Origin of the sequence: Vagococcus martis, assembly GCF_002026305.1 — a bacterium.
Taxonomy (GTDB): Bacteria; Bacillota; Bacilli; order Lactobacillales; family Vagococcaceae; genus Vagococcus; species Vagococcus martis.
This window is the reverse complement of record NZ_MVAB01000001.1, coordinates 601,117-614,146: the sequence shown is the minus strand read 5'-3', so window position 1 is coordinate 614,146 and position 13,030 is coordinate 601,117. Positions and strand designations below refer to the sequence as shown.

At 33.5% G+C, this 13,030-nt stretch carries 11 protein-coding genes, 1 pseudogene and 3 other annotated features; of the genes and pseudogenes, 9 read left to right on the top strand and 3 right to left on the bottom strand.

The genetic code is table 11. The features are described from left to right. Positions 1–4: 4 nt before the first annotated feature. The 3 genes from BW731_RS02970 to BW731_RS02960 are packed head-to-tail and all read right to left on the bottom strand — an operon-like array spanning position 5 to position 2,995. On the bottom strand, positions 5–781 hold the full coding sequence (locus BW731_RS02970; RefSeq protein WP_079345575.1) for a DUF1295 domain-containing protein: 777 nt from the start codon (positions 779–781) through the stop codon (positions 5–7). Continuing rightward, positions 782–2,584, bottom strand: a complete 1,803-nt coding sequence (locus BW731_RS02965) for a DAK2 domain-containing protein (RefSeq protein WP_079345573.1) — start codon at positions 2,582–2,584, stop codon at positions 782–784. A 6-nt stretch (positions 2,585–2,590) separates the two neighbouring features. Further along, positions 2,591–2,995 carry a DUF2177 family protein gene (locus tag BW731_RS02960; protein WP_079345571.1) on the bottom strand — a complete coding sequence of 135 codons (405 nt, stop codon included), beginning with the start codon at positions 2,993–2,995 and terminating at the stop codon, positions 2,591–2,593. A 175-nt stretch (positions 2,996–3,170) separates the two neighbouring features. On the opposite strand from BW731_RS02960, the gene BW731_RS02955 reads away from it, so the two are divergent. The 9 genes and pseudogenes from BW731_RS02955 (at position 3,171) to BW731_RS02910 (ending at position 12,981) form a co-directional block, all read left to right on the top strand. Next, entirely contained in the window at positions 3,171–4,232 is a 1,062-nt protein-coding gene (locus tag BW731_RS02955; protein ID WP_233120424.1) for a DNA/RNA non-specific endonuclease, read from the top strand. A gap of 280 nt (positions 4,233–4,512) precedes the next feature. Beyond that, positions 4,513–5,208: a glucosamine-6-phosphate deaminase gene (locus BW731_RS02950; protein WP_079345569.1), complete on the top strand. Its 696-nt coding sequence runs from the start codon at positions 4,513–4,515 to the stop codon at positions 5,206–5,208. Positions 5,209–5,246: 38 nt separating this feature from the next. Next, positions 5,247–5,480 (top strand) — a binding site (T-box leader). 29 nt (positions 5,481–5,509) lie between these two features. Further along, positions 5,510–5,752 (top strand) — a binding site (T-box leader). A gap of 52 nt (positions 5,753–5,804) precedes the next feature. Next, the gene (locus BW731_RS02945) at positions 5,805–6,446 is read left to right on the top strand and encodes an amino acid ABC transporter permease (RefSeq protein ID WP_079345567.1); all 642 of its coding nucleotides are present in this window, start codon (positions 5,805–5,807) and stop codon (positions 6,444–6,446) included. A 13-nt stretch (positions 6,447–6,459) separates the two neighbouring features. Continuing rightward, positions 6,460–7,095 carry an amino acid ABC transporter ATP-binding protein gene (locus BW731_RS02940; protein WP_079345565.1) on the top strand — a complete coding sequence of 212 codons (636 nt, stop codon included), beginning with the start codon at positions 6,460–6,462 and terminating at the stop codon, positions 7,093–7,095. Between the two features lie 16 nt (positions 7,096–7,111). Then, entirely contained in the window at positions 7,112–7,942 is an 831-nt protein-coding gene (locus tag BW731_RS02935; RefSeq protein WP_143592731.1) for an amino acid ABC transporter substrate-binding protein, read from the top strand. Positions 7,943–8,002: 60 nt separating this feature from the next. Beyond that, positions 8,003–8,250 (top strand) — a binding site (T-box leader). Positions 8,251–8,315: 65 nt separating this feature from the next. Then, a complete protein-coding gene (locus BW731_RS02930) occupies positions 8,316–9,587 on the top strand; it encodes an O-acetylhomoserine aminocarboxypropyltransferase/cysteine synthase family protein (RefSeq protein WP_079345561.1) in 1,272 nt (423 codons plus the stop codon). Between the two features lie 16 nt (positions 9,588–9,603). Further along, entirely contained in the window at positions 9,604–10,512 is a 909-nt protein-coding gene (locus BW731_RS02925; protein ID WP_079345559.1) for a homoserine O-succinyltransferase, read from the top strand. 122 nt (positions 10,513–10,634) lie between these two features. Then, a pseudogene (locus tag BW731_RS13040) lies at positions 10,635–11,474 on the top strand (histidine phosphatase family protein). Between the two features lie 157 nt (positions 11,475–11,631). Continuing rightward, on the top strand, positions 11,632–12,981 hold the full coding sequence (locus tag BW731_RS02910; RefSeq protein WP_079345555.1) for an APC family permease: 1,350 nt from the start codon (positions 11,632–11,634) through the stop codon (positions 12,979–12,981). The last annotated feature ends 49 nt before the right edge of the window (positions 12,982–13,030 follow it).

The following is a 13,030-nucleotide window of genomic DNA, read 5'->3' as shown; positions in this document are numbered from 1 at the left end:
ATATCTATAATCCTTTTTTTCCAATAAAAGGAAAGAATTTTGAAGTATGTTGTGCATAAGATTGAAAATCTTTTCTAGTTTGATATTTATTTTCTAGTAAGGGAACACCTGACACAAATAATATTAAAAGGGTAATAGTAATAGGACCAATGATAATCCAAAGATTAGTCCAATGTGATAAAGATAAAAGAAAAATCCCCCACCAACTTGTGACTTCTCCAAAATAATTAGGGTGTCTAGTAATAGACCAAAGTCCAGTTGTTAATAATTTCCCTTTATTACTAGGGTTTTCTTTAAATTTAGTCAATTGACGATCTCCAATGACTTCAAATAAAAATCCAATAATCCAAATGAATACACCAAGTATTTGCCACCAACGTAAAGTATTATATGCTTGTTGATTAGTAAAAGTATGTGTAATAGGTAGTGCAACAATAAATAATAAGATACCTTGAAGAAGAAAAATATTGATAAAAGCTTTTAAGTGAACAAATTGATTTCCCCAACGTTGCTTGATTTTAACATATCGATAATCTTCAGGAGCATTCCAATTACGTAACCCTAAATGCCAAGCAAGACGACCTCCCCAAAGTGTAACAAAGAGTAAAACAAGTATCTGTTGAATGGTGTGTGGAGAGGTCATTAAAAAGCCTACCCAAGCTACCACAACAAACCCTCCCCCCCAAGCAATATCAACTAAGGAATAGTTGGACTTCATAGTTGATATAATGAACCAAATAATAAAATAAGCAAATAATGCTAGAATAATTGTAAGATACATTTAACGTTCTCCTTTTTTTAAAATACCTGCAATGGCGATACTATCTTTTCCAGCGCTAATAGCAATGGATGTTGAACTGGCTACTGAATAGTCAATTTTATCAGCATAATCTTTTAAATAATATTTTAGTAATGTAACTTGATTTTCCGAGTAAACATATGCGATAGCTAAACGGTCAATTTGATGATGTCGAAATAGTTTTTTGATTTTGTTTGCTATTTTTTTAATACTTTGTTTTTGACTAAATGAAATAGTCATTAGTTTTCCTTCGCCAAATGAATCCAAACTAACAATTGGTAAGATGTGGCAATTTTGAGCCATTTTTCCAAGAGATAAAGGAATTCGACCAGACTGTAACATAGGCGATAAATCAGCGACAGCGACATAGATAAATAACCGATTAATAGTATCTTTTAGAATAGTTATAATGTCATTAAAGCTCAAGGATTTTTCTACTAACTCTGCTGCTTTCATAACTAATAGACCTTGTGCTACTGAGTTAGCTTTTGAATCAATAACTGTTATCCATTGAGATGCCAATTTTTTAGTTTGTATTCTTTGTTTGACTAGTTGATAAGTACCACTGAGTTTGGAAGAGACTGTAATAACAATCACATGGTCATATTTTCCTTGTAAAAAAGATAGGAGGTTATCAATTGATTGGATAGTAGGTTGTGATGTACTACATTGACTCGTATTGATACCCTTTTCAAAAATAAGCTGTGAATCAATACTTAATTTATCGAGATAATGATTAGACTCGCTTTGAATAGGCATTGGAATGACATGTATTTGATGTTTCAATAATAAGTCACTGGGTATATCAGCAATAGAATCTGTCACAATAGCGATAGATGATACAGGTTTGGTATTAACTTCATATTGAAGAAGCATATCATCTATTTTCTGATAAGATATACGACCGTACTGGCTTAATAAAGATAGGACGTCTTTAGGATTATTAGTATGGATATGAACTTTTAACTGTTGTTTATTTCCAATAACAATAACAGAGTCACCCTTATTTAATAGTTGATCTTTCAATTTCTTGTCGGAAATACTTGGTTGAGTAATAATAAATTCCGAGCAATATCGATAAGAAGGTTTTTCAGAAATAAGGTGTTTAGATGATGACAAAGCAGATGGATAGTTCGTTATAGAAGAAGGTACTGTTTCTTCCATCCAATCTAATGGTAGATTTTGAGAAAAGGTTTCAGTCAAACCAGTAATAAAATAATAAAACCCTTTTGCTCCCGCATCCACGAGCTTATTTTCTTTCAAAATCGACATTTGAAATTGTGTGTCTAAAACGGCTTTTTCTGCTATCATCTGTGCTTGTGATAAAGATTCTTCAAATGACTGTGTTTTTTGATAAGTATCAACAAGTTTTTCAGACCAAGAGGAGATAACTGTTAGTATGGTTCCTTCTTTTGGATCTAGCAACGAATCATATACTTTAACAAGAGCTGTTTTAAAAGAAAAAACGAGTTGTTCTGTTGATAAATCACTTTGAGCATAATCTTCTGCTAAGGCATTTAAATACTGCCCTAAAATCATTCCAGAGTTGCCACGAGCTCCAAGTAAAGCGGCTGATGCTACGTTAGTTAATAAAGAATTTACCGTGTCATGATGACTAACAAGATTATCCGTAATTGATTGCATAAGAAAAGCTAAATTACTACCAGTATCACCATCTGCAACAGGAAAGATATTGATACGATTTAATTCGTTTTTATTCTTTATAACTAAGTTAGCACCTGATTTGATACTGTTAGCTAACTTTTTAATATCAATTTCTTCCAAATTAAATTACCCCTTCAAAAAATTAAAATTAATAAAATAAACAATTGCTGATGTAATAGCAGTGACGGATGTTCCCCATACTAAGTCAATAATCGTCATCGTTACTGGCCAATTTTTAATAGTGGCTAAATTGGTTAAATCATAGGTACTATAACAAATAAAACCAAATAGAGCCCCAGAAAAAATTGTGTAGAAAATACTTTGTTTGTCAATACCAGGTATTAGGACAAAAAATACGACCCCAACAAGGTAGACAAAATAAAAAATAATAGCGGGAGTTATCTTTACATCACCGAGTAACTCTCCTATGAAAGTTTGGTACAAATTTTTTGATACAACTAATAGCCAAAATAAATCAAAAATTAAAAAGATAACAGCACTTATACCAAACAATTTTAAAAACTGATTCATAATTATTCCTCCATTCTAATTAAATAAATAGTATCATGAAAAAAAATTTTATTAAAAGGATTTACCTTGATTAATAAAAAATATACTTTAAAAGAGTATTTTTACCGCTATTAACTAAAAGTGTATAGTTTATTATAAGATAGTTGATAGAAATGAAAATATAGGAGGAAAAAATATGGAGAAGAAAATGAAAAGGTGGAGTCTAACAGCTCTTTTAATTACAGTTTTAGTCATGGTTGGGGGATGTACAGCTGATAAAGTAGATGAAACAAGTGGCACATCAGTTTCATCAAGTGTTATAAAAGAAAGTACAGTAGAGACGTCTAGCCAAGAAAGAGCAGAACAAGCAAAAAAAGAGGCCGAAGAAAAAGCCAAAAAAGAAGCACAAGAAAAGAAGAAGCAAGAAGAAGAAAAAGCGATACAATTAAAACAACAAGTATCTGATTTAGCTAATTTAGAGTATGATGGAACACAGACCATTGATGTGAACAATGGTGTGCCAAGTTTTACTCAAGAAGACTTATCTCTAAATAATGGCGCGTGGGAATTATATGGTGACTTAGATTCGCTAAACCGTGCGACAAGTGCGAATGCTATGTTAAATCAATCACTCATGCCAACAGGTAAACGTGAAAGTATTTCATCTGTTACCCCAACTGGCTGGAAAAATAAAAAATTAGATGGTGGGTATTTGTTTAATCGCTCGCATCTCATCGGTTGGGCATTAGCTGGTGAAAATGCCAATTGGAAAAACTTGATTACAGGAACAAGACAACTAAACAGTCCAGAGATGTTACGTCATGAGATGGATGTAAAATACTATCTTGAACAAAGTCCAGATAATTATGTCAGATACCGTGTGACACCAGTTTTTAGAGGGGAAGAGTTACTGGCGCGCGGAGTTCAAATGGAAGCTAAATCTATTGGTAGTGATGCGATAAAATTCAATGTTTATATTTTCAATATTCAAGATGGCGTTGAATTGAATTATGCTGATGGAAGTAGTTCAGTAGGTGAAAGCGTTGTTGCAAAAGAAGAATCACAAAATAATCAAGCATCAACAAATCAACAAGCTGCATCCAATCAAGAAACATCATCAGATGATGCCACAACAGTTTTTGTCACGCCAACTGGAAAAAGGTATCATACACATGCTCACGGTCGAGGAAATTTTAGCCAATCGACGTTAGGTGAAGCAAAAAATCAAGGTTTAACACCATGTCAGGTATGTTATTAACAAAATGGCGGCTGAACCTAAAAGTCTTAAAACATCAAAATCCCATGAAATCAGTTTATTAAAACACTGATTTCATGGGATTTCTATTTTATTAGTTTAGTAATTTTCATTTAAAAAGTTACTGTTAGGTCAGTTTTTTTGTAAAGAGAGGAATGCTGATACAAAGGAATTAACTTTTAGATTATTTATTAAATGATCTAGTTTCAAGAATATTTTAATTGACATGGGAACGTTCCCACGAAATATAGTGTAGTTAACATATGATAAAGGAGCGTTTTATATGGAAATTATTATAAAAAAAGATTTTGATGCAATGAGTGAAGCAGCTAAAGATATTCTATTGGGTACTATGAGCCAGGATAAACGTGTGAATTTGTCGATTACAGCTGGTAGGACACCAGTCAAAGTGTATGAAAAATTAATACCATATGTAAAAGATTCAGATGACTTTAACAATGTACATTATTACAATTTTGATGAGATTCCAGTAGAAGATCAATCTGAAGGAATAACCATTTCAGAGATTCGAAAACTTTATCTAACTCCGGCAAATATATCAGAAAAAAATATCCATAAATTAACAGTGGAAAATTACGAACAACAAGATGAACGCCTAGCTCTTGATGGTGGATTAGATGCTATGTTAATAGGACTTGGAGGAGATGGTCATTTTTGTGGAAATATGCCGACAACCACAGAATTTGAATATTCAACGTATAAAATCAAAGTAAGTGGTGATGAACCATGGTTTGATCCATCAATGATGCATCAAGGATTAGAGTTTGTGACAATGGGACCAAAAAGTGTATTCAAAGTGAAACATCTTGTGTTGATTGTGAATGGGGAAAGTAAAGCAGAGATGGTGAAAAAAGTGCTACAAGGACCAGTTGATTTAGCTTATCCAGCTTCTATACTCCAACTTCATCCAAACTTTACAGTGATTTTAGATGAGGATGCAGCAAAATATTTAGACTAAATTTTTATTGACAAGATTAAAAACTGATGATAAAGTTATTAAAAACAAAGAACAGAAAAAGTAGCTTAATTATATTTGTATAGAGAGCCTTTGGTTGGTGGAAAAAGGTCAAAGTATTAAGTGAAACACATCTGGGAGTTAACTTTTCGAAAATCATCAGTAGAAAAGTTCGTTTGAGACACGTTACGACACTCGAAGTTATAAACTTCATGAGGTTATTGTTGTGAGACAATAACAAATAAAGGTGGAACCACGATTATATCGTCCTTTGGCTTTAAGAGCCAAAGGGCTTTTTTATTATAAAAAATCAATGACTAGACAAGTAATGGATGATTATTTTTTAACAGAGAGTTTTCTATCAGCTGAGAAGGAAACGAAAAAACCATTCATGAACACAACTAGATAGATGTATATCTGAACTTAAGTAAGATATAACGTTTGTCCGCGTTAAGGATGTGTGTTTAATAATTGCATTAAACAACATGAGATTACCATTGTGAGGTGGTAATAAATTGAGGTGGAATCACGGCTTATCGTCCTCTTGGTATGGTACCAAGAGGCTTTTTTATATTTAAAAGAAAAATGGAGGAACAGTTATGGAATATATTTTAAAAATACTACCATCTTTATTAGACGGAGCAACGATGACGTTAAAAGTGTTTTTCTTTACGCTTTTAGGATCAATCCCTTTAGGAGTATTAGTCGCATTTGGTTTACGGACAAAATTTAAACCACTAACCTTTTTACTAAACATCTATATTTGGCTAATGCGAGGCACACCGTTATTATTACAGCTTATTTTTATTTTCTTTGGTTTACCGGCTATAGGCATTGTATTTGAGCGATATGATGCTGTAATGATTGCCTTTATTTTAAACTATGGAGCATATTTTGCAGAGATATTTAGAGGTGGTTTACAAGCAATACCAAAAGGCCAGATAGAGAGTGCTCAAGTTTTAGGATTAAGTCCATTTCAAACAGCTTATAAAATTATCTTACCACAAGTAATTAAAATCATTTTACCTTCAATCGGAAATGAAGTGATTAATTTAGTGAAAGATACCTCATTAATGTATGTCCTTGGATTGGGTGATTTACTTAGAGCAGGAAAAATTGCCACCAACCGAGACGTTACACTTGTCCCTCTTGTTATTGTCGGGATAATTTATTTGTTTTTTACAGCAATTCTCACAGGTTTAATGAAGTACCTAGAAAAACGATTCAGTTATTATAAATAAGGAGTGAATAACTATGCTTGAAATTAAAAATGTGTCAAAAAGTTTTGGCGATAAAAAAATATTAGATAATGTGTCTCACTCATTTCCAATGGGAAAAATCACCGTTATATTAGGCCCATCAGGCGGAGGGAAAACAACGTTACTTCGCTGCATTAGCGGGTTGGAATCATTTGATAAGGGGCAGTTACTGTTAGATGGAGAAGATTTGACGAATAAATCACATCAAGCAAATAGTGGGAAAATTGGTGTGGTATTTCAAGACTTCCAGTTATTTCCTCATTTAAATGTTTTAGAAAACATTATCTTAGCTCCAACAATGGTATTGAAAAAAAGTAAAGAAGAAGCAACAGACACAGCACGATCCATGTTAGGGCTATTAGGGTTATCAGACAAGGAAGAGGCTTATTCATTTGAATTATCAGGTGGACAAAAGCAACGAGTTGCAATCGCTAGGGCTTTAGCAATGGAACCAAGAGTGTTATGTTATGACGAACCAACAAGTGCGTTAGATCCTGGCTTGAGTGGAGACGTGGCTGAAGTCATTTTAAATTTAAAATCACCAAACGTCACGCAAATTGTCGTGACACATGACCCGGTATTTGCCGAAAAGATTGCAGATAAAACGATTCGAGTTGAACCAATAAAATAAAAAGGATGGGATGAAGATGAAAAAAAGAACATGGATGATGGTTATGTTGGGATTTTTATTATTAGTCGTAGGAGCTTGTAGTAAAGGTGGAGAAAGTGGAAGTAGTTCAGATAAAGACAAATGGAGCGAGATTGAAAAAAATAAAAAAATTGTCATCGGTCTAGATGATACATTTGTTCCAATGGGGTTTCGTGATGAATCAGATAATATTGTCGGGTTTGATATTGATTTAGCTAAAGAAGTCTTTAAAGAATATGGCATTGAACCTGAATTTCAATCAATTGACTGGTCTATGAAAGAAAATGAACTAAATAATGGCACAATTGATTTGATTTGGAACGGTTATAATATTACAGATGAGCGAAAAGAAAAAGTAGCATTTAGTGAACCATATATCAGTAGCAAACAACAACTTGTTGTGATGAAAGAAAGCGGAATAAATTCTTATACAGGGATGAAAGATAAAGTGTTAGGAGCTCAAAATGCTTCTACAGGTCAAGATATGATAGAAAAAAATCCTGAAGTATTTCTTGATATAATCAATGATAATGAACCAGTGTTGTTTGATACATTCAATGAAGCATTTATTGATTTAAAAGCAAAACGAATTGATGGTTTGATTGTGGATAACGTGTACGCCAATTATTACATTGCGCAACAAAAAAATTCAGAAGATTATGCAGTATTAGATACACCGTTTGATAGTGCGGCTTTTGCAGTAGGTATTAGAAAAAGCGATAAAGAGTTGAAAACAAAAATTGATGAGGCATTTAAGAAGTTAAAAGATAATGGAAAAATGAAAGAAATCAGCGAAAAATGGTTTGGGAATGATGATGCAATAAAATAATAGTATCTGTTGACAATTTCAGAAAAAAATATTATGATTATAAAAATTAAAAATAAATTAGAAAACGCAAAGAAAAAGAAAGTAAAATCATGTTGGATTTCTAACAGAGAACCTTGGTAGCTGAAAAAAGGTGAAAAAAAACGGATTTGAAAATGGCTTTAGAGCGGGTGGCCTGATTAGTTTAGGGGCACACGGATATTTCCGTTACCATAAATCCCAATATCGCTTGTTGCTGTATTGGAGTAGAGCTAAAAGTAGTAATGCTTTTATAAATTAAGGTGGTACCATGTTGATATAACATCCTTAGAAGACAATTGTCTTTTAGGGGTGTTTTTTATTATATCTTTAAAAAAATTGATGGAGGATGAAGCATATGACAGAACATTTTGAAACATTACAATTACATGGTGGTCAACAAGTTGATCAGGATACTGGAAGTCGAGCGGTACCAATTTATCAAACAACATCTTATGTGTTTGATGATGCAGATCATGCAGCAGCCAGGTTTGGTTTATCAGACCCAGGTAATATTTATACAAGGATTACTAATCCAACGACAGCTGTATTAGAAGAACGTCTAGCTTTATTAGAAGGTGGAGTTGGTGCATTAGCCACAGCATCAGGATCCGCAGCGATCACGTATGCAATTCAAAATATAGCCAGTGCCGGAGATCATATTGTTTCAGCCGGGGCAATTTATGGCGGGACATATAATCTATTTGCACATACCTTACCTGAATTTGGGATTGAGACGACTTTTGTTGATGCTGATAATCCGGATAATTTTGCTAAAGCCATTAAAGAAAACACTAAAGCTATTTTTGTAGAATCATTAGGAAATCCAGATATTCAAATTGTGGAGTTAGACAAAATTTCTGCGATTGCTCATGAGGCAGGTATTCCAGTTATTGTGGATAATACATTTGCGACCTCTTACTTATTTAAACCATTTGATTATGGTGCAGATATTGTGGTCTATTCGACGACAAAATTTATCGGGGGACACGGCGTAGCACTTGGAGGAGCAATTGTAGATTCTGGAAATTTTGATTGGACAAATGGGAAGTTTCCTAAGCTAGTTGAACCAGATGAGAGTTATCACGGACTGTCCTGGGTGGAAGCTGGTGGTAAAGCAGCGTTTGTTACACGTGCACGAACTATTGTGTTAAGAGACACAGGGGCTGCACCATCACCATTTAATTCTTGGTTAACCTTGTTAGGGATTGAGACGCTATCACTTAGGTTAGAGCGTCATGTTGAAAACGCACAGAAAGTAGCGGAATATTTAGAAAAGCATCCTAAGGTATCTTGGGTTAATTATCCAGGGCTAAAATCTAGTCCATATCATGAATTAGCGACAAAATATTTTCCTAAAGGAGCAGGATCAATCTTTACTATCGGGCTTGTTGGAGGGGCGTCTGCTGGTAAAGCATTGATTAATGAAACAAAATTATTTTCATTATTGGCTAATGTTGGGGACGCTAAATCTCTGATAATTCATCCAGCATCAACCACACATTCACAATTAAGTGAAGAACAATTAAAAGAGATAGGTGTTAAACCAGAGACAGTACGCCTATCTATTGGAATTGAAAATGTGGAAGACTTGATTAATGATTTAGAACAAGCACTAGATAAAGTATAAAAGAAAGAGGATTGTTATGCCGATAAAAATTTTGGACGAATTACCGGTTAAGAAATTATTGGAAGAAGAAGGCATTTTTTCAATGGATGAACAGCGAGCAATTAAGCAAGATATCCGTCCATTAAAATTATTGATTTTGAATTTAATGCCAAAAAAAGTGGAAACAGAATTGCAGTTACTGAGATTAATTTCTCATAGTCCACTACAAATTGATGTTGAATTTTTACAAACTGAAACACACGAAGCAAAAAATACTAGCCAAACATACTTACAAACTTTTTATCAAACCTTTGATGACGTGAAACATCAGAGGTTTGATGGGTTAATTGTAACAGGAGCACCAGTTGAGCAATTGGCATTTGAAGAAGTTGATTATTGGCAAGAGATGACAACTATTTTAGATTGGGCGCAAGAAAATGTGACAAGTATTGTTCACATTTGTTGGGGGGCGCAAGCAGGACTCTATCATTATTACGGAATCGAAAAAATATCTTATCCAGAAAAATTATTTGGAGTGTACGAGAATACAGTCGTTGAAAAACACTCGTTGTTACGAGGGTTTAGCGACTGTTTTAATAGCCCACAATCTCGCTACACAGGTATTGATGATAGTCAATTAAATGACGCACCGTTAAAGATTATTTCTTCAAGTCAGGAATTGGGAGCATTGATGTTAGTTTCTGAAGATGATAAAAATATCTTTATCTTTGGTCATTTGGAATACGATGCTAATACTCTATATGATGAATATATTAGAGATAGAGAGAAACAACTAGGAACGAAATTTCCCGAAAATTATGAAAAAATGACACCAGAAAGTCAGTATTATAAACAAACATGGCGTTCTGAAGCCAGTTTATTTTATCAAAACTGGTTGAATGATGTTTATCAACAAACACCTTATAATTGGGTGACACTAAAATAAATAATAGTTGACAGCGCTTTATCTCGGTGCTATATTAAAGTCGATGATAGCTATCAATCTAAATTTGAGTGTAACTATTAAATTAGGCATTACAAATATATAGGGCAACCTACGTATTTGTAGTGCCTTTTTATCGTTCTATTATAGGGAAAGATATTTTGAAAAAATCAAAATTAGACGGAACCAGTTTAGTATTACTAGCAGGATATAGTGTAACAGATAATAAAGAAACAACAGCTAGTGATAAAACGGAAAAAGTTTCGAAAGATAAAGAAACTCAATCAGGTGAAGTTGTTTTTTATATCACTAGACACGGGAAAACACTATTCAATGAAATGAAGAAAGTTCAAGGTTGGAGTGATACACCATTAACTGAGCCAGGAGTTGAGGTAGCAAAACAGTTAGGTGAAGGATTAAAAGCAGAAAATATTACCTTTGATAAGGTATACAGTAGTGATTCAGGACGTGCAATTGAAACAACAGAATTAATTACCGAAAAAACACAAGATAAAAAAACAGACATCATCCAAGACAAGAACCTTAGATAACTTTATTTTGGAAAGTTTGAAGGAGATTTAGATGAATATATGTGGGGAGAAGCTGCGAAAACATTAGGTTACGAAAATGAAGATGCAGTGAAAAAAGATATTAAGGAATTGGGACTAGAAAAGATTACCAATGCAATGGCTGAAAATGATGAAACAAAACAGTTTGAAACATATGATACTGTAAGAAAGAGAATGCAAAAAGAAGTGACGAAAATTGCAGAAGAAACAAGCAAAGAAGGTGGTGGCAATGTGTTAATCGTGTCTCACGGTATGGCGATTACAGCATTGTTATCAGATTGGACTGAAGAAGATACGGATCGTCCTCTGCCAAATGCAAGTATTTCAAAAGTGATTTATAAAGATGGAAAATTTACAGTAGAGAGTGTGGGAGATACGTCTTTTATTGAAAAATAACTGACAAACGTTATTTTCTGAAAAAACATAGTAAATTAACAACAATGTATGTTGCTTTTCCTATTTAGTATGATAAAATATAGCATATTTTAAAATTATCATACGTTAATTTTGGGTATGATGTAACTCAAATATTAACCTGAAAAAGGGGAGCAGTATGCCAAATAAAGATGAGATTGTATTAGAAGAAAACAATCAATTAAAAAGAACAATGACATTTTTCCCAGCTTTATCAACCGTTATGGGAACCGTAATAGGCGGAGGAGTGTTTTTCAAAACAGCTAGTGTGACGCAATCAACTGGATCAGCTAGTCTAACACTATTATCATGGTTTTTAGGTGGTATTATTAGTATTTGTGCCGGACTAACCGCAGCAGAACTCTCAGCAGCTATTCCTGAAACGGGTGGAATGGTGAGATATATTGAACGGGCGTATGGTAAGTTATGGAGCTTTTTATTAGGATGGGCATTAATCATTATTTATTTTCCAGCCAACGTCGCAGCTCTTTCTATTATATTCGGTACCCAGTTTAAAAACTTATTTGGTTTATCCAACTCAGTGATTGTACCAATAGCTATTTTAGTCGGTGGTTCCATTATGTTGATTAATTTTTTAGGAGCAAGAGCTAGTGGGATTTTTCAATCAATCACATTGGTCTGTAAGTTAATACCACTTGCTTTAATTGTTATTTTTGGTCTATTAAGACAAGGAGAAGTTGACGTTAGTCTTTTTCCTGTAACCGCAGGACCACAAGCATCTGGTTTTTTCCCAGCGTTAGGAGCAGGACTTCTTGCTACCATGTTTGCATACGATGGTTGGATTCATGTGGGAAATATTTCAGGAGAGTTAAAAAATCCTGAGCGAGATTTACCAAGATCAATAGCCGGTGGATTGTTTGGTGTTATGGTGATTTATTTATTAGTTAACTTTGTTTATTTAAAAAGTTTACCAATCGAAGCATTAGCAGGGAATGAAAATGCTGCGATGGATGTATCAAAACAAATATTTGGTGACTTTGGTGGAAAACTCGTCACAATCGGAATCCTAATTTCTGTATACGGTTCAATTAATGGCTACACCATGACTGGTATGAGAATCCCTTATACGATGGGATTAGATAAACAATTACCATACTCAAATCAATTAGCAAAATTAAATCGTAATAAAGTGCCTTTTATTGCTGGATTTTTTGAGTTAGTAGTAGCAGTTGTTATGATGTTATTAGGTGGATTTGATATTTTAACAGATATGTTGGTTTTTGTTATCTGGATTTTTTATACGTTAGTCTTTTTTGCTGTCATTAAACTAAGAAAAACAGAACCAGATTTACCAAGACCATACAAAGTTCCTTTGTATCCATTTGTCCCAATCGTGTCAATAATCGGTGGAATCTTTATTCTATCTATGACGCTAATTAACCAACTATCACTTGTGATTATAGGATTAGGTTTAACAGCATTAGGAATTCCATTTTATTTATATGCTAATAAAAAATTTAAACACTAGAAAGGGAATCTTTTCTAGTGTTTTATTCGTCAAATAGTAAAATAACATG